This is a genomic window from Psychrobacter sp. TWP2-1-2, from assembly GCF_049896785.1.
Classification (GTDB): Bacteria; Pseudomonadota; Gammaproteobacteria; order Pseudomonadales; family Moraxellaceae; genus Psychrobacter.
In genome coordinates this window covers 213,861-231,674 of the sequence record NZ_JAFCVA010000002.1, presented here as the reverse complement: position 1 = coordinate 231,674, position 17,814 = coordinate 213,861, and the positions used below count along the sequence as shown (strand labels likewise).

General features: G+C 43.7%; 18 protein-coding genes. 11 read left to right on the top strand and 7 right to left on the bottom strand.

Annotation, left to right across the window (positions count from 1 at the left end; translation table 11 throughout):
• Positions 1 to 144: 144 nt before the first annotated feature.
• The 4 genes from ACP7AE_RS02955 to ACP7AE_RS02940 all read left to right on the top strand — a co-directional run bounded on the left by ACP7AE_RS02955 (position 145) and on the right by ACP7AE_RS02940 (position 4,535).
• Positions 145 to 1,872, top strand: a complete 1,728-nt coding sequence (locus ACP7AE_RS02955; protein ID WP_426241370.1) for an AMP-binding protein — start codon at positions 145 to 147, stop codon at positions 1,870 to 1,872.
• A 241-nt stretch (positions 1,873 to 2,113) separates the two neighbouring features.
• Positions 2,114 to 2,830, top strand: a complete 717-nt coding sequence (gene rph / locus ACP7AE_RS02950) for a ribonuclease PH (protein WP_201540151.1) — start codon at positions 2,114 to 2,116, stop codon at positions 2,828 to 2,830.
• A gap of 77 nt (positions 2,831 to 2,907) precedes the next feature.
• Positions 2,908 to 3,399, top strand: coding sequence for a hypothetical protein (locus ACP7AE_RS02945; protein ID WP_426241273.1), 492 nt, complete (start codon positions 2,908 to 2,910; stop codon positions 3,397 to 3,399).
• A gap of 365 nt (positions 3,400 to 3,764) precedes the next feature.
• Complete coding sequence (locus tag ACP7AE_RS02940) at positions 3,765 to 4,535, top strand: hypothetical protein (protein ID WP_045453448.1); 771 nt, start codon at positions 3,765 to 3,767, stop codon at positions 4,533 to 4,535.
• A gap of 114 nt (positions 4,536 to 4,649) precedes the next feature.
• Here ACP7AE_RS02940 and hemJ read toward each other — a convergent pair whose 3' ends face one another.
• From hemJ to serB, 6 genes are all read right to left on the bottom strand, one after another.
• A complete protein-coding gene (hemJ, locus tag ACP7AE_RS02935; protein ID WP_045453451.1) occupies positions 4,650 to 5,084 on the bottom strand; it encodes a protoporphyrinogen oxidase HemJ in 435 nt (144 codons plus the stop codon).
• A gap of 89 nt (positions 5,085 to 5,173) precedes the next feature.
• Complete coding sequence (gene bioB, locus ACP7AE_RS02930) at positions 5,174 to 6,208, bottom strand: biotin synthase BioB (RefSeq protein WP_426138235.1); 1,035 nt, start codon at positions 6,206 to 6,208, stop codon at positions 5,174 to 5,176.
• A 356-nt stretch (positions 6,209 to 6,564) separates the two neighbouring features.
• The gene (locus tag ACP7AE_RS02925; RefSeq protein WP_404643401.1) at positions 6,565 to 7,074 is read right to left on the bottom strand and encodes an SCP2 sterol-binding domain-containing protein; all 510 of its coding nucleotides are present in this window, start codon (positions 7,072 to 7,074) and stop codon (positions 6,565 to 6,567) included.
• A 402-nt stretch (positions 7,075 to 7,476) separates the two neighbouring features.
• Complete coding sequence (gene aciT / locus ACP7AE_RS02920; protein ID WP_372815566.1) at positions 7,477 to 7,878, bottom strand: AciT family ciprofloxacin tolerance protein; 402 nt, start codon at positions 7,876 to 7,878, stop codon at positions 7,477 to 7,479.
• 239 nt (positions 7,879 to 8,117) lie between these two features.
• Positions 8,118 to 9,113 (bottom strand): DUF368 domain-containing protein, encoded by a 996-nt coding sequence (locus ACP7AE_RS02915; protein ID WP_426241272.1) that lies wholly within the window; start codon positions 9,111 to 9,113, stop codon positions 8,118 to 8,120.
• A gap of 176 nt (positions 9,114 to 9,289) precedes the next feature.
• Complete coding sequence (gene serB / locus ACP7AE_RS02910; RefSeq protein ID WP_426241271.1) at positions 9,290 to 10,480, bottom strand: phosphoserine phosphatase SerB; 1,191 nt, start codon at positions 10,478 to 10,480, stop codon at positions 9,290 to 9,292.
• A 494-nt stretch (positions 10,481 to 10,974) separates the two neighbouring features.
• On the opposite strand from serB, the gene ACP7AE_RS02905 reads away from it, so the two are divergent.
• The 7 genes from ACP7AE_RS02905 (at position 10,975) to ACP7AE_RS02875 (ending at position 16,299) form a co-directional block, all read left to right on the top strand.
• Positions 10,975 to 12,441, top strand: a complete 1,467-nt coding sequence (locus ACP7AE_RS02905; RefSeq protein WP_426241270.1) for a hypothetical protein — start codon at positions 10,975 to 10,977, stop codon at positions 12,439 to 12,441.
• Positions 12,442 to 12,625: 184 nt separating this feature from the next.
• Complete coding sequence (locus tag ACP7AE_RS02900) at positions 12,626 to 12,862, top strand: PA3496 family putative envelope integrity protein (RefSeq protein WP_045443968.1); 237 nt, start codon at positions 12,626 to 12,628, stop codon at positions 12,860 to 12,862.
• A gap of 283 nt (positions 12,863 to 13,145) precedes the next feature.
• The gene (locus tag ACP7AE_RS02895; RefSeq protein WP_055124803.1) at positions 13,146 to 13,703 is read left to right on the top strand and encodes a YecA family protein; all 558 of its coding nucleotides are present in this window, start codon (positions 13,146 to 13,148) and stop codon (positions 13,701 to 13,703) included.
• Positions 13,704 to 13,788: 85 nt separating this feature from the next.
• Positions 13,789 to 14,235 (top strand): YbjQ family protein, encoded by a 447-nt coding sequence (locus ACP7AE_RS02890; RefSeq protein WP_426241269.1) that lies wholly within the window; start codon positions 13,789 to 13,791, stop codon positions 14,233 to 14,235.
• A gap of 60 nt (positions 14,236 to 14,295) precedes the next feature.
• Positions 14,296 to 14,760, top strand: coding sequence for a YbjQ family protein (locus tag ACP7AE_RS02885; protein WP_201540143.1), 465 nt, complete (start codon positions 14,296 to 14,298; stop codon positions 14,758 to 14,760).
• 132 nt (positions 14,761 to 14,892) lie between these two features.
• Positions 14,893 to 15,087, top strand: a complete 195-nt coding sequence (locus ACP7AE_RS02880) for a hypothetical protein (protein WP_201540142.1) — start codon at positions 14,893 to 14,895, stop codon at positions 15,085 to 15,087.
• Positions 15,088 to 15,375: 288 nt separating this feature from the next.
• A complete protein-coding gene (locus ACP7AE_RS02875) occupies positions 15,376 to 16,299 on the top strand; it encodes a bile acid:sodium symporter family protein (protein WP_201540141.1) in 924 nt (307 codons plus the stop codon).
• 113 nt (positions 16,300 to 16,412) lie between these two features.
• Here ACP7AE_RS02875 and ACP7AE_RS02870 read toward each other — a convergent pair whose 3' ends face one another.
• Positions 16,413 to 17,516: a formate/nitrite transporter family protein gene (locus tag ACP7AE_RS02870; protein WP_426241268.1), complete on the bottom strand. Its 1,104-nt coding sequence runs from the start codon at positions 17,514 to 17,516 to the stop codon at positions 16,413 to 16,415.
• Positions 17,517 to 17,814 lie beyond the last annotated feature (298 nt).

Below are 17,814 nucleotides of genomic sequence, written 5' to 3'. Positions count from 1 at the left end.
TTTATTCACAAGCTTCTGCTGTCATTGATCAATCACAAAAAATAATGGTGTTTTCATTAGATTATTCTACGTTTTTAACGGTAACATTTAGGGAAAATTATGACCGACAGTATCAATAAAGAGACCACAAACGATAACGCTGCAATGAATAATAAAGACAGCGTATTTCCTACTATGCCGACGATAGATAGTGACAGCCCATGGTTGAAAACTTATGAGCGTTATGGCATTGATGCGACTATCGATATGCCTGATGACAATACCTCTTTACTTGATGTGTTTGAGCGTAACTTTAGCCGTTATGGGAAAAAAACGGCCTATATTTGTATGGGTGCATCGATTAGTTTTAAGGAATTGGATTTATACAGTCGCCAAATTGCCAGTTACTTACAATCATTAGGCTTGGTAACAGGTGATAAAGTTGGGGTGATGATGCCCAACCTCCTGCAATATCCAGTGGTTGCTTTGGGGATCATCCGTGCAGGTATGGTGTTGGTCAACGTCAACCCTTTATATACCAGCCGAGAATTATCGCATCAGCTGCATGATAGTGGCACCAAAGCCCTATTCATCGTAGAGAACTTTGCGAACACCTATCAAGAGGCAGAAGACAAAGGTCAGGTTGAGCATGTCATCGTTTGTAAGATTGGCGATATGCTAGGAACAGTGAAAGGAGCCGTCGTTAACCTCGTTGCGCGCCATGTCAAAAAAATGATACCGGCTTATAGTCTGCCAAACAGCGTGAGTTTTAAGCACGCTTTAAATGCAGTATCAGCCAGCAAATATAAGCGCCCTGATTTGAATTTAAGCGACGTGGCATTGTTGCAATATACTGGCGGTACGACAGGGGTTGCCAAAGGTGCAATGCTGTCCCACGGTAACTTAGTTGCCAATATGCTACAGATTAGTGCATTGATGGACAGTGCATTTGATGATGATGTTGATGCCAATGATGTCATCCTGACGGCACTACCGCTATATCATGTATTCTCATTTATGGTCTGCGGCATGTATGGCATGTACCGAGGTTATGCAGGCTTGCTTATCCCAAACCCTCGTGATTTGGATGGTTTGATTAAAGAGATGGCCAAATACAAACCCGCCTTTATCCCTGCGGTGAATACTTTGTTCAACGGTCTAGTACACAAAGACGGCTTTGCAGACTTAGATTTCTCTAACCTAAAAGCGTCTATCGGTGGCGGTATGTCTGTCTTGCCAAGCGTGGCAAAAGAGTGGCATAAAATCACTGGTCTGCCTATCGTGGAAGGTTATGGTTTGTCAGAAACTTCACCAGTGGCTGCTTTTAACCCGATGACCATTGCTGAATTCACGGGTAAAATTGGTATCCCTGCCTCTAGCACCGATATAATACTAATCGATGATGATGAAAATGAAGTCGCATTGGGTGATCGCGGCGAGATTTGTGTCAAAGGGCCGCAGGTGATGATAGGTTATCAAAATCGTCCAGAGGAAACAGCTGAAACGTTTACTGCCAATGGCTTTCTGAAAACTGGCGATATCGGTATTATGGACGAAAAAGGATTTATCAAAATCGTTGATCGCAAAAAAGACATGATTTTGGTCTCTGGTTTTAACGTTTATCCGAACGAAATTGAAGAAGCCATGAGCGAGCATCCAGCTGTGGTAGAATGCGGCGCTATCGGTATTCCAAACGATGACCGCGGTGAAGAGCCCAAGTTGTTTGTGGTCAAAAAAGGCGATGTGACTGAGCAAGAGTTGCTTGATTTTGGCAAAAAGCAACTGACTGGTTACAAGCGTCCGCGTCACATACAGTTCGTCGATGAATTACCAAAATCAAACGTGGGTAAAATCCTGCGTAAAGAATTGCGTAAGATGGAAGGGTTAGAATAAAGTTGGTGCTATTTCTTTGTTAAGCCAATGACTGGCTCAAGTAGCGGCGCAATAGCTCGAACGAATCTTGCTATTGCGCCGCTGCCACGTTAGGATATCTCAATATTTACGTCTGCTATGGCATCCAATCATTATTTATTTTAGCTTGTTAATAGTTTGCTAGATAAATGGTGGTTAGCCACATAATGACAGACACCTCATTTTATGACACCGCCTTTAAAACATTGTACTAGGGATTTTTATGCGTATTGACAATCGTGAGCTTGACCAACTTCGCTCGATCAGCTTTGAGCGCCATTATACTAAGCATGCCGAAGGGTCAGTGTTAGTCAGCTTTGGTGATACCAAAGTATTGTGTACCGCTAGTGTTGAATCTGGCGTACCGCGTTGGCTCAAAGGTAAAGGCAAAGGTTGGATCACTGCTGAGTATGGCATGCTGCCACGCGCGACCAATACTCGTAACCAACGTGAAGCGGCACGTGGTAAACAATCAGGTCGTACCCAAGAAATCCAGCGTTTGATTGGTCGTAGCTTACGAGCGATGATTGACCTGAGTAAGCTGGGTGAAAATACCATTTATCTTGATTGTGATGTTTTGCAAGCCGATGGCGGTACTCGTACTGCTAGTGTGACGGGGGCTGCTATTGCGCTTATCGATGCATTAGAAAGTATCCAAAAAAGCAAAAAACTCAAGGCAGATCCACTGATTGGTTTGGTCGCTGCGGTCTCTGTTGGTATGAAAGACGGCAAAGCGTATCTAGATTTAAACTACGAAGAAGATGCCAGCTGTGATACCGATTTGAATGTGGTTATGACCCAAAAAAGCGAATTTATTGAGCTACAAGGAACAGCGGAAGAAAAGCCATTTACTCGTGCTCAAGCCGACGATATGCTAATTCTTGCCGAAAAAGGCATCGCTGAGCTGATTGCTATGCAAAAAACAGCCTTGGGTTGGTAGTCCTATTGATGACTACTTGCTCATCGTATTTTCAGTAAACTTTTACTTTCTTATTACTCTGTAACAGGTAGTCATGCATGCTCAAGCTGACCGACGATGGTGCCAAAATCACGCTACAAGATCAGCCAAAAACGACTGATGATGGCATGTTTTGGTTTGGCTCAGCATTATTAATAGGAGCAGTGGCGGTTGCTTTGGCAATGAGTCTGCTGCCTGAGCGCTTGGCTATAGGGGCATTGGCGCTACTGATTATTGGTAGCTTTATCTTTAATCGAAAACGCCAACAACATAAAAAAGCCATGGCTGGCGTTATCAGTAGCGGCATCTTGTGGCTGCGTGCGGGTGAGCTGGTGCATGACAATCAAGGTAAGCGTCAGCATATTCAGTTCACCGACGGTGATAAAATCATGCTTATTGGTGAGCAATTACAGATTGTTGATTGTGATGATATACGCAAATACCATATTAGCGGCTTTGATAGTATCCAAGAGGCAACCGCTGCCAAAGCTATTTTGCAAGGTCAAGCATTGGGCAAGCGCCATGTGAATATCAAAATGAGTAACGATTAGCTTATTTCTTAGCCGATTATCTACTGGATTGGGCTATAAAAAACCTAAGTGGCTTTCTCTGAGCAGTATTTTATTTCAGCAATCTTCTATCTCAGATAATATTTTATCTGCTCAGTACTCTATCTACGCAGTATTTAATCTAAACACTGCTTATTCTATTTCCTTTTTATTTAGCGCCAGCTCTTTATCTTTCTTCTACGTGCTCTTCTTATCTAACCATTAGTCTGCGTTTTTATACCTTTTATCGGCTATTTGAGCCGAATAATGCTTGCAGCGTCATGTCTAAATGGTTTATAAGTAAGATTAGAACATCCTATTATTATGGTTTATGTTGTCATTTATATTTTATTGACAAGGAGTTGGTCATGTCGCGTTTGCCTGTGTCATTGTCTATGTCGTCGTCGGTCACCGCGTCGTGCAGTCTTTTATTGTTTACCGTTGGCTTAGTAGGTCAGGCCCATGCCGATAGTATGAGTGCGCTGATCGCCCAAAAATCTGTGCAATCTGATTTTAGTGCTCGCTATACACCTTCATACTCAGCGGTGCCCTCTGCGAAAGTCAGTACACGTTCTACCATTCAACGTGCAGGAACTTATCGCTCAAATTCTTCCAGTACTCCACCAGCGACTCAGACATCCTATCGTTATCCTGAAGTAGCACGTCAAGCGCCTGCGGTACTCCCTGCATTTTTATCGGGTAATTATGATAATGTCGATAGTGAGTATTTACCGTTACTAAGCAGTGCGGAGATGCAGAGCAGTCTGGCCGCCCGTGAAGTGGTTAGCACCGCACGCAAGATGGCGCTGAACGAGCGCGCGATCATTCAAGGTGGCTGCTGGGACTATCTCAATGCCGTGTTTAAACGCGCCGGAGTGACACGCGATACCATTCATAAAGGTACTTATGGTCAAGGTCCTTATGCCAATAGTGGCGAGATTGAAGTTGGGGATTGGCTCTATTATATCAATCATGGCTATAATGGCGTCGAGCATAGTGGACTGTTCGTCGGCTGGGTTGATGAGCGCGCAAAGCAAGCACTGATCCTCAGCTATGCGGGCGAAAACCGCCGCGAACCTGCGCGTTACCGTGTTTATGATTTGAGTAATGTCTATCAAATCATGCGTCCTAGTGTTTAAGCTTTCATATTTATGATGTCCTAAAAAAGCGTCCGTTATTTTAATAAATAACGGACGCTTTTAGTTTAGAGGTATTCAGATTTAAAAATTAGTTATGAACATATTTATTGGAATTTAGAAGGGCTTTACTACTACTAAGATGACGATAATGACCAAAGCAAACACTGGTACTTCGTTAAACCAGCGCCAAAATTTATGCGTCTTATAATGCGGATTATCCATTAGCTTTTTACGATAAAAGCCACAAGCACCGTGATAGCCAGAGAGTAGCACCACTAATAATAGCTTGACGTGCAACCAGCCTTGGGTTTTATACACCTCCCAGCCTAGCCCCAACATCCATAGACCGAAGACCCATGTGGCTATCATCGATGGCGTCATAATACCGCGATAGAGCTTGCGCTCCATAATAGCAAAGCGTTCGTGGCTGATGCTGTCGTCACTCATCGCATGATAGACAAACAAGCGTGGTAAATAAAATATCGCAGCAAACCAGCAGACCATCGATATAATATGCGCCGCTTTAATCCAATTGAAATAATCTGCCATCACATTCTCTCTTACGATTTAATATTTTATCATCAATAATGTCGGCAAGCTTAGCGCAGATTATCCAATAATGGTAGCGATAAAAAACGCTACTCTGCCATCACCACTTGCGATTGATGACCGCTCATCGCATCCATTACAGGCAATACTTTGGGCGCTCTTGGCGCGGCAAATTGCTTTGTTAGACCAAGCTCACGCATGAGTCTGTCATCGCCTGATTGGCTTGCATTGCCAGTAGTCAGCAGTTTATCGCCATAAAAAAATGAGTTGGCACCTGCCATAAAGGCCAAGGCTTGCTCAGAGTCGGATAGGCTTTCGCGGCCAGCAGACAAACGCACGTAGCTGGTCGGGCAGCAAATACGTGCTACGGCAATAGTACGAATCCACTCAATCACTGACAGTTGACCTTCTGCCAATACTTTATCACCAATTGGTGTACCTGCAATAGGGACGAGCAAGTTGACCGGAATTGACTCTGGCGCTTTGGGCATTTTTAGCAGCTCATGTACCCAATCAATACGGTCATCACGGCTTTCGCCCATACCGACGATATTGCCACTACAAACATTGATGCCTGAGTTGCGCACGTTGTCTATTGTATCTAAGCGCTCGTCATAGCTTCGCGTGCTGACGACTTGCTCATAATAACGACGTGAGGTATCTAGATTATGATTGTAATAATCGAGTCCAGCATCCGCCAGTTGAGTCGCTTGATTGGTATCTAGCATACCAAGGGTCATACAGGTTTCAAGTCCCAAGGCCTTGACTTCTTTAATCAGCTCAACCACATAGGGCATGTCTTTGGCGCTTGGATGTTTCCATGCTGCACCCATACAAAAGCGTGACGAGCCACTGGCTTTGGCACGTTTGGCCGCAGCAATGACTTTATCGACCTCTATGCGCTTCTCTGCTTGTAATTTAGTCGTGTCGCGGTGGTGACCTGACTGTGAGCAATAGCCACAATCTTCGGGGCAGTTACCTGTTTTGATCGACAACAAAGTACTGATTTGTACTTCATTGGCAGTGAAGTGCGCCCGATGTATCGTTTGCGCTTGCAACAACAAATCCATCAATGGCAAATCAAACAGTTCGGCGATTTCTTCGCGGCTATGCTTACGGGTCATTTGTTGGCTGGCGGTGGCATACGTTGTTAAGTTGTTTAAAAAGTCATTGTTCAAGCCGCTGTGGCTGTTATTTTTATTATTGAACGTGTCAGTGGGGCTACTGGCATTAGGCTCTGAGATGTTAAGTAATCCTGCCATCATATAATTCCTTTTATAATAGTTTTTGAAACAATCATTTTGAAGAGAATAGTGGTTAAAAGAGTTGTGTGTAAAGCCATAAAATTTTAGATAATAAAAAAGGCTGCGATATAGTATACCGCAACCTTTTTAGAAAATCAGAACACTGCGAAAGAGTAAAGTAACTGAGCGCTAAACAATCGTGATCTGTTTTCTTTATTTACGTCGCTCTATTTACGTTATGACTTACCAAGTTTGTGCTTAGCAACCCCAATCCAATGATTGGCAAGTTTTTGTGCTTTATAAGCATAAGGCTTGGCTTTTTGGATATAAGGTTTACATTCTTCTGGAACAGCTGGCACGATATGCTTAGCAAGCTTATTGAACCACATCATTAGGCTGTAATCGCCTTCGATGCTGAGGTTACCTTCTTGTACAGCAGTCATAAAGGCAGGAAGATTGCCTTTGGTCAAAAGCTTAACACCTGTCATCGAATCTTTGAAATTGATGGTGAGGTCTGCTTTTTCAGCATGACCACTGTATTGGCTGAAGCTACCATTATCAAAGACAAAATAACGGGCGATATCCGCTTCAGTGCTGGCAAGCTCAATCGTCACATTGCGATCAGCGAATAGTGCTTTCACATCTTCGTTATCACTATCAGCAAGCATGGACAAACGATAGCCAATCACAGCCAATAGCACATCTAACGGATCAGATTTAATATCTAATACAGGAACAGTAAACATAATCGAACTCCTAAAGAATGAGACGCAAAATAATGCGTACTTTATAACAATTTTTGTGACAAATATATAACTAGATTATAAACGATAGAGAGGTTGCTATTCTTTAGGAGTTACGTAGAGAGCGTTAAGTATCTTGTAACATCCAATGACGTCATCTTGATTAAAACCAGTTGTTAATATTTATAAAAATGACAGTAGAAAAGAGAATAGCAACGAAAATGAATGCTCGCACTACCTATGCTAGATTGAGCGAATTTGACGGCAGGTTAATCGTAATTTTTGGACGAGATACAGTCGGATAAAGATAATGTAATACAGGTTATATACAAGGCAAGTGAAAGGACCGTAAGTAGAAAATGAGCCAACCTAACAGCGTCGCTCATTGATATAGACGCGACTCTATCAGTGGAAGCGCGGTTGGTAGTCGTCATCATAAACAGGCGTGTGCTCGATATAGCGTGCTGCTTCCAATTGACGCTGCTGCTGAACGGATTGACTGACATCCTCGTAACGTAGTGCCCGATACAGCACCCAGCCCGCTAAAGGCAACCAACTGATGCCCATGGCGATGATATAGCTGTGCCATTCTGACAGCTCTGATAGCATGGGACGACCCGCCACAATGCTTTGAATCGCCTCAACCGCTAGCCAATATGCCATACCACCAAATAGATACCAGAGCAGCCAGCGCTGTGAGGATAAGGCAAGCGCTAAAATCAAGCCTGCCAGCAAGCTATAACCAAGCAGTGCCGCCGTGCTCCACGTTTCTATACCAATAACTGAAAATATAGTCAGTAACATCATTCATCTCGCTATTCATAAGGTGAATTCCAATAGGGTCATTATGAAAGTTTGGGGAACAAAGCTAAAGAGGGGACAGGCGACTTTGCGACAACCGTTGACGTTTGGTTTTTTAGCACATTTTGATGGTTTTGTATGGCAGAATTTGAGCTTAAGCGCCGCAAGGATGGGCGCTTATTATTAAGAGTGTATAGGAGGGTTTTTGGGTTTTAAAAAGAGACTGATGCAGGTTTAAGGTAGGGTTAAGCGCGATTGCTACGAGTGCCCCACCAAGACAATAGTGAGACTAAAATCGCGCCTAGCAGCATCAGTCCTACAGTGGTTAGCCAATGTGGACCGGTAGGATATTGCCATGGCATCACGTTGTTGATCGCGTTACTATTAAGCGCGCCTAACGCATCTACTTTCCATGGCCATACTTTCACAAGCGAGCCTGCGATAAAACCTGTGAGCAAGGCCAAAGTTGCCTGATAGTAGCGAGACAATAGCCATTTAAGTGCGCGAGTAAATAATAACAATCCCGTTGCCATACCCGCAATGACCGTGAAGATTATCGTAAAGTTAAGGCTATGTACGGCTTCTAATACTGCGTCATAAGCACCTAATAGTAATAAGATAAAAGACCCAGATATACCGGGCAGTATCATGGCACAAATAGCGACTGCGCCAGCAAAAAACAAATAAGGCAAGCTTGGTGTGGTCGTGAGCAATGGTAAGCTGCTAATGACCACAGCGGCAACAAGACCAGTCACGAATAGTGCTACCCGCCCTATATTCCAACGCTGAATCTCACTCAATAATATAAATACCGTTGCGACAACCAGTCCAAAAAAGAACGACCAAATAAATAACGGTTGATTATCCAATAGATGCTTGATAATACCTGCTAAAGTAGTAAAACTGGTGGCGATTCCCAATAACAAGAACAACAAAAAAGTGGCATCAACTTGTCGCCACACCGCAACCAAACCTTTGATTCCGCCTTCCTGTCGAAATATCTGCCAGAGATTGGGGCCGATGCTACTCAGGGCGTTAATCAAGCGCTCATAAATACCAGCAATCAGCGCAATGGTGCCACCAGAGACACCCGGTACGATATCCGCTGCCCCCATGGCCATTCCTCTGATATAAACGCCAAATAGCTGCTTTGGACTATCGGAGGATGCAGCAGTGCTGCTCTTATCCAGTGGTTGTGGCGCTGACGGCTCATTTTGCCGCGGTGATGGTGATGCCGTCATGGACAATCCTTTTTTATTTAAAAACACAGTGAAAGTTAATGCGATGCTGCTAAGTATGCTAGGACAGTGATACGAAAATTGAATGTCGCAATGTCGCAATGTAATAAGACATAAAAGCCAGATTAATGTTAAAAACACTAACCTAGCTCCATGATATGGTGTTACGAGTGTAGTCGTTACTCCGTGGGCGCAAGTGCTGGATAGCCAAGGGCATAAAATATGCCTTCAAGCCCTGTGACATTGATGGCGGCATCAGCACGTGCTTGCACAATGGGCTTGGCGTGATAGGCGACGCCTAGGTCAGCAATGGCCATCATCGGTAAATCATTGGCGCCGTCACCGATACAGACCACTTGTGACATCTCGATGCCTAAGCGCTCCGCAGTATGCTCAACGATCGCTGCTTTTTTGGCACCATTGACGATGGGCAGCTGTACATGGCCAGTGACTTCCCCTTCATCGATATCTAGGGCGTTGGCGTGAACTTCGTCAATGCCTAATTGCTCAGCGATGTAGCGCGCAAAGTAGGTAAAGCCGCCTGATACCAGTACGGTATGGTAGCCCAAGGCTTTTAGTGCACTGATGGTAGTGCGAGCGCCCATTGATAGCGTTAGGCGGCTGCAGATATCATCTAGCACATCGGTCGAGATGCCTTTTAGTAACGCTACACGCTGGGCAAAAGATTCATCAAAATCCATTTCACCGCGCATTGCCGCTTCCGTAATGGCTTCGACTTCTTCGCCGATCCCCGCTGTTTTTGCCAACTCAACGATGACTTCTTGCTCGATTAAGGTGGAATCCATATCAAAGCAGGCAAGCTTGTGGGTACGTAGCATATGACCGACTGATAAAATGTGGCAATCAACAATATCCAAGCGTTTAGCACTACTCGCTTGATGACTATCGTTATAAGCTTCGGTTAAGTCATGACGCAAGCGCGTGGTCAGCTGATCATCAATGATGTGAGCTGCTGCGGTCTTTTTGCCAGGATGCATGAGCGTATCAGTGACTGGTACCAACAAATAGCGGAATACTTGGGCTTGGGTAAAAGGCAAGCGCTGTGCGTTTGCTGCTGTTGGCTCTGTATCAGAAACGGTAATATTGACAAAACTGGCATCAGTATCTTCAGCGACGGTGACCAAATGCCAGCTTGGCTGTTCATCGACCCATGATTGCACATACTGGTGGATATCAAGCGTCGATACTTTGGTCGGTAGCACAACAATAAGAGCAAAAACTGGAAGGGACTGTAGCGCATCAAAATCTTGTAAGTTCGTGTTATCTGGTAACAGTGACGCAATAGAGTCAACGGCTTGTTGCCATGCTTTGCTGTCTTTTGGTAACGAGTAAGATGTATTGTGTGGCATGGCTCAATGGTCCCTTGTATGCTCATATAAGATTGGGAATAATAGCAGCTTTACTCGGCAGCGCCTATAGATGACGCGCAAAGTATCACCGTCGATTAAAGATGGCAGCAATCGTTGAAAAATCATTTGAAATTGAATGTGATTATTATGATAAATTTATAAATCAACTAACGCTATAAGACTTATTATGGTGATATAGTAGATAAGATAAGCGGACTGTATTGATGATGATATCTACAACAATGCTCTCAGTCGCCGCTTACCAAATGTGCCGTAGATTATCCTGAGTATTAGTATTTGAGACAGCAGTTTTTAAGTAACCAAATCTTGTTGTAAATGCTATTTTAGGCAACAACAGAGGTGTCGGGTTATGGTACTTAAATTCAATACATACTTATTAAGATGCGTACTATTATAGTTTTTTTAAATTCGCCAAAAAATGAGGGATAGCCTTGTTTTTTTAATTTCTCTTATCCAAAAAAGTTTACCATATCATGACGTATTTAGCGCCGCGGCAAGGGTTGTTTGCCATTATTCTTCTGGTTAGTTTTTGTTTGCAGACGTTGTTATTGGTCATCAGCACCGATCAACAGCTGAGCAAAAGTCGTGCGTTAAAAGGCGAGCAGATGGTCGCCCAGCTGATTGATGAAGCAAGGTTGTCTTTAGAAAATAAAGACCGTGTCAGCTTAAGTGTCATTGCCAATCGCTATACCAGCGAGCAAGACGTGACGCGCATATTGATTAAAGACAATAACGACGACATCTTGGTGCCTGTTGGCAATGCGCCCATGCAGCAAGGTGATACCATTCGTCAGATTGCCACCAATGGCGATTCGGTGATTGGCAGTGTGTCGTTGACATTAAAAGATATTAGCAAAGGCGAGATTATCGCTATGCAATGGCCGTTCGTCATCGGTACGATGCTGCTGCATTTGTTGCTTTGGCTGGTTTATGGTTACCTTGCCCGTCCAACCAAAGAGCAAATTAACGCGCTTAGCCGCGATATTCAAGATTTGCATCGTGAGCAGTATATGCAAATCGATCAGCGCAGTTATGATCGGGAGTTTGAACGCCGTACCACGAATACGGATAGAGAAACATCGGAGCATTCTGGAGAGAGTGCAACGGACAGTCAGCCAGCCAATGCACACAAATTGGATGTACATAGTGAAGTAAACCAGTATTTAAGAACGCAACAAAATCAAGCGGCAACTGATACCACTGGCTCTGATAGTCAGCCTATCGATAGTACGACTGAAGAGCGAGCGGAGCATGATGCAGCAAATGGTGCTGCCCAAGATGAGATAAGCCGCGCTCCTAAATCTGGTAGCGCCTCTCGGTTGTCTGCCACCCGCTCATTTGACAGTGTGAGAGTTCAGATTGTATTCCATGACGAGTTCAATATGCTTGAGCGTCTGGCACCGGCTCAGCGTTTACCTTATTTGGCATTATGTACGCAGCTATTAAACCAAGCGGTGACCGAGTTACTCAAGCAGCCATTGTTGTTGGGTGTCAGCGCGATGAACGAGCCGCGTTTCGATGACACGGGTGCTAGCGTGTTGTTAAAGGCGGACAATAGCCATGCCAAAGTGGCGTTAGCAGGTGTGATGCTTGGCAAGCTGTATCTGATGCTTAACAAAATCATCCATGACAAGCACATTGAGCTAAGTCGCTTTGCACTACCTGCTAAAGCAGGTGTCAGCGATGATGCACAGGCGCAAGCAATGACGCAATTATTACACAGCGTCGGCAAAAAAGAGCAAATGCTGATTTTGTTACCCAATGCAGGTCTCAAGCAAATCAGCCACCATGTGCAGGTGCAGAGTATCATGCGCCCAACCACGGTTTATGAGCGTGAATGTGCGGTGTTCGATGGTGGCAACGATTCGATGATTCAACGCTTAGCAGATGTGCGCAATGCGGTATTGATGATTGAAAGCGCAGATGAGTCGGCTATTTAATGCTGCTTATATTCGCTTATTACTATACAATTGTCTGAGATATTGTCTCTGTCGTTACCTTTAAACAGCCTAAAAATAAGGCAGTAATAATAAAAAGCATTGACAACGTGAAGTAGAGACTTTATAAGGCATATATATATTAATGTATTCTTAATACCCTTGCTAAAAATTATAGGAGTTTGTCATGAGTGACGCTGATATTGACGACGATTTTGATGATGATTTTGTCGACGATGATGATGCAAAGATGGTGGAAGAGGCCGAGACGAGCGTGCGTACGCGCTTAAGTAGTCTTGAGAAGCGTCGACTGATCGATAATCTGCTAGAAGAGAAGCGTTTGGCCAAAGAGCTAAAGGATGATCTAGACGATATAGACAATTTCGATGAAGATGGCGATGATTGGGATGATGACGATCTTTAGTTTTTAAACTTAAGTCATAGCCTAATGTGAAAGTGCTCAGTCATTTAAGCCGACTAAAGCCTTTTAATAACGGCATATTAGCTGACAGTGTAATGCTAATGATATCGCGATCGTTACTTTTTGACGGTTGCTCGCCACCCGCTCTATGCAATGATTCTTATTTTATAAAGATGGTTTGGGTGCTTTACCGAAACCATTTTTACCTTCAAATTATCCACTATTCTGCACTTAACCGATCGTTTATGGCGACAGCCGCACTCTATCTTTCAAGGACAATTACATCATGAGTAACCAATTAAGCTTCGATGAATTACTAGACTATTTGGACAATCAAGAGAGCCCATTTGTGCTTGATAGTGTCGCCGCGCATGGTTTTTTGACAGCGACAGTTATTGGGCGTCCATTACCGAATTGGCTGGATGCACTGTTTGAAGGCCATGTTAGTGAAATCCCAGAAAACGTCATCGACGGTATCCAGCGCTGGCGCGATTCTATTATCGCTGAGCTAAAAAACGAGACGCCTATTGAGCTACCGTTTGGTGAAGATGCGGGTGATGAAGAAGTGGCTGTCGATTTTTCAGATGAATCAGATATCGTTGCTTGGTCAATTGGCTTTGTTGATGCGATGTATGGCGATGAAGCCAGCGATTGGTTTGAAGATGAAGAAACGGCTGAAGATGTGGCTGTCTTGACCTTACCAATGATTTTGCTAAGCGGTATCGATGATGAAGATCCAGAGCTTGCAGAGATGCGTAAAGATGAAGACAAGCTGGCACAAATGGCCAATAGCATCGAAGGCAATTTGACTGAGTTATTTTTATTGTTCCATACCAACGATTAGCCTTTTTTATCAATATAGGGACAGCGTGGTTTGGTCTATATCCAAGTTGACGCTGTCTATATAACGTCACCGATAAGGTCGTATTATGACTGTGCAACTCTCCAATCTTGAGCATTTGCCCAACTATCAAATCACCGAACGTTTGGATGTGGTGTACGGCAGCACCGTGCGCTCAAAACACGTCGGCAAAGACTTGTTTGCTGGACTAAAAAATATTGTCGGTGGTGAGTTAACGGCTTATACCGAGCTGTTAGAAGAGTCACGCCAAGAGGCGATCGATCGGATGATTGTCAAAGCAGAAGCTTTGGGTGCAGATGCAGTTGTGGGCTTGCGCTTTTCGACCTCTAGCATCGCGCAGGGAGCCTCTGAATTGTTTGTCTATGGCACTGCTGTCAAAGCCATACCGATGCCGCAGCAAGTTTATCAAACCCCACCAAGCGACTCTTATCATCAGTCTGGTCAACAGCCAAATCTACAAAATTCTGCACTGACAGCGACCGATGACTTGCCACGTTTCAACCCTTTTGGTTAGCTAACCAAATCTTAAAGCATCGATGCTTTTTTCTGATAAGTTTATGACAAGAGACGTGCCATGAATAATTCCCTTACCCAAATGCTTATCAATTACGCACCGTTTATTTTATTATTCGCTGCTGGTTGGTTTTTTGGGTCGCGTCATGAGCGCCAACATCTCGCGCAGTTAAGCATTGCAGAGCAAGAATTAAGCCATATTATGGTCTCAAGCGAGCGCTTTTATGTGCCAAAACTTGTTGCCAATACTGAAGGCGAGCTGGTGCTTGGCAGCGTGGTTATTGCCCAAGATTATTTCAAAATGATTATCGCTCGGGTATTGAGCATTTTTGGCAAAAACTTGACCACTTACGAGACCTTACTCGACCGTGCCCGCCGCGAAGCTCTGGTACGTATGCGTACCGAAGCACAAGCCAAAGGCTATAACCATATCTACGGCTTACGTCTAGAAGTTAGCAATATCAATCAATTGGGCAGCATGGTTGAAGCCATCGCTTATGGCACTGCAGTGAAAAGCCGTGAGTAACTCTAAAGCGCAATGAATCACTCAGAATTAATATAATCAATATCTATGATTGAATGCTAGTCATGCGTTTTGATTGTCCCTCATCTATACCGTTTCTTACTTACCTCACCTGTTATTTATAAAGAATAAACCATGCTTCTTCTACAGATTATCGCTGGATTTATAATCCTTTATATCGTCATAAAAGTCGCCAGTTGGTTTGGAAGTAGCGACAATTCGCCAGTTTCTTTGGATTCTTCTTGGGATCAGGATAATCTTGACGATAGCGATGGTAGTGATTCAAGCAGCAGCGACTCAAGTAGCGGTGATTCAGGTGGTGGTGATTGAAGGTTGTTGTTCAATGATATTTCATCGTTCTCTAAACCCAAAAACCATATTTGACTGATGAGTCGTTGAATAAAGCAAATAAGGGCGACTTTACCCCTATATACTTGCCTTTATCATGTCTTATTTTTTGCTGTTTTTTAGTTGATTGTCGGTGCTCAACGGCTATTGATTATGAGGACACGCCTTAGCAAGGATTGCTAATCAGGCGTCATTTAATCAGCATGCTCGGTCTAAAAATTCATCTATAAAATGAACCTATAAACAGCTCTTATCTACAAGGATGTAGTTATGGAAGGTCTTGCAATAGTCACGTTAGTCAATTCAGTTATCATTCCTATTTGTCTGTTTTTAATCATGATGGGCATGGGTCTGACCCTCGTCACCAACGATTTTAAACGGGTTTTAAAATATCCAAAAGCAGTCGGCATTGGCTTGACCAATCAGTTGATACTGTTACCTATCATTGGCTTTGCCTTGGCCAATATCATGCCATTACGCCCAGAGTATGCCGTCGGGGTTATGCTCCTCGTATTGTGTCCGGGTGGCACTACCTCAAATTTATTTACCTATTTAGCTAAAGGCGATGTGGCGCTGTCGGTGACGATGACCGCGATTGCGAGCGTGATTACCGTCTTTACCATTCCCATTGTGCTGAGCTTTTCATTGATTTATTTTATGGGCAGCGGTAGTGAGTTTGAGTTACCGGTAGTAAAAACGATGCTGACTTTGGTGGTGCTGACGATAGTGCCTATTAGTGTCGGTATGCTGATTAAACGCTATGCACCAACCGTTGCCGATCGTTCACAAGTCTATGTGTCTCGATTTGGGGTGATATTTTTAACGTTTTTAGTGCTATTTTTGGGCTATGTGCAACGCGATATCATTGTCGACGCCTTTATCGCTACTGGTCCCGTATCGGTATTATTAAACCTCTCAACCATGGCGCTCGGTTTTTATAGTAGTAAATGGTTCGGTCTCAACTGGGCGCAAAGAACCTCGGTGACGCTAGAAGTCGGTCTACAAAACAGTACCTTATCGATATTTATGGCATTGACGCTATTGTCTAACTACGACATGTCGATGATGCCAGCCATTTATACCTTGGTGATGTTCTTAAGCGCGGGAATTTTGGTGCGTATATTTAGTGCTCAACACGATAAGCTGAGAAAATCTGAAATAGAAAATAGCGTGTTGGCAGCGCGTATGCTGTAGATGCTGAAAACCCATAACAGGTTTAAACATTGAACCTTGTTATGGGGAATAGGTGAGTTATCTATTTATAGCATTTAGCATTTAGCATTAACCAATACCAATACCAATACCAATCAAGGTCGGTGGGTATTTATACTGCTTCTAGCTTCCGCTTGTTCACTAGCCGTTTGTTCTTTTACTTTTTCGATTTGAAATAAGAAGGTACGGTTTTTGAGTACCGCCACAAACACCACGCCGCCGACGGTATTGCCCACCAATATCACTACTAAAAACAGTAAATAACGCCCCAAGCTGACGGTATTGCCATATAGCAAGGCAGAAAAAATCTCAATGTTGCCCACGATACTGTGGTGCAATCCTAAAAAACCAATACTGCCAGTAATAAGCGTTACCAAAACGATGCGGCTAAGGGTGTCGCGTGCTGAGGTCACAAGCCAAGCGGTGACGCCCATCATCCAGCCTGCCAAGATGGCACTACCAAATATGACCCACCACCTAAACCCTAAAATGTGTTCGGCATAAGTGTCGATGTCGCTCACGCTAAACAGCTGCATATTTAAACCCAAACCTATCATCAATGCGGCAAACAAACAGCCGCCAACGATGTTACCAGCGATGACAATGCCCCAAAGGCGTAGTAATTTATGCAGCGGTTCAATTTTGTTAAGCACAGGTAGGCTTAATAGTGAGGTTTGTTCGGTGAATAATAGCGACTGACCAATGACGACGATGATAAAGCCAATTGGGTAAAGTAGGGAGGCGAGCACGATTGCGTATTGGCTTGGTAGTACGCCACTCAACAGTGCAAAAGCCGATAACATCATAAAGAAGCTAATGCCAATCTCAAGCCCAGCGGTAAAGGCACTGGTAAATAGCGAGCCAAGTGAGCGCTCAAAGGTTTCTTTGGCATCCATCACTTGCTCAACCAAGATACTGGCATAGCTTTTTGCTTGACTCAAGTTATCATCATTGGCGACTTTTTTGATGGTTTCTTTATCTGCTTCGCTCATATCTTCAGAGAAATCTTCGTCTTCTAAACTTTCTGTCGCCTCGGTATCATCTGGAATCGCAGTCTTGCTAACGTCTTTATCTTCAGTAACAGATGGTTGATAAACGCTATCATCAATCAAGAGCTTATCGTCTCTATCATTAGCGTCAGATTCATCAGCTTGAGAGTGGCTGCTATTGTGATAGGTGTGCTCGGTATCTTTGGACACGGTCGGCTCGCTGTTTATAAGATCATGATTTTAGGATAAAGACGCCATTTATATGCTAGTGATGTTATAGAATATACCTCATAGCATGAACCATATTTTATAACATCACTAGCATTTATTTTGTTGGAGTCTCATTCGATTGGGGACGTTTATGGACTTTTGCGTTTATTAATGGGGCAATGCCACTCTGCAAGTCTGATAAATTGCCTTAGCATCTAACAAAATCTGCCTATCTGCGTTAAAATCACTCTATTCATGATTTTCCTAATTTTTATATTCGCTTTAATCACATTCAATC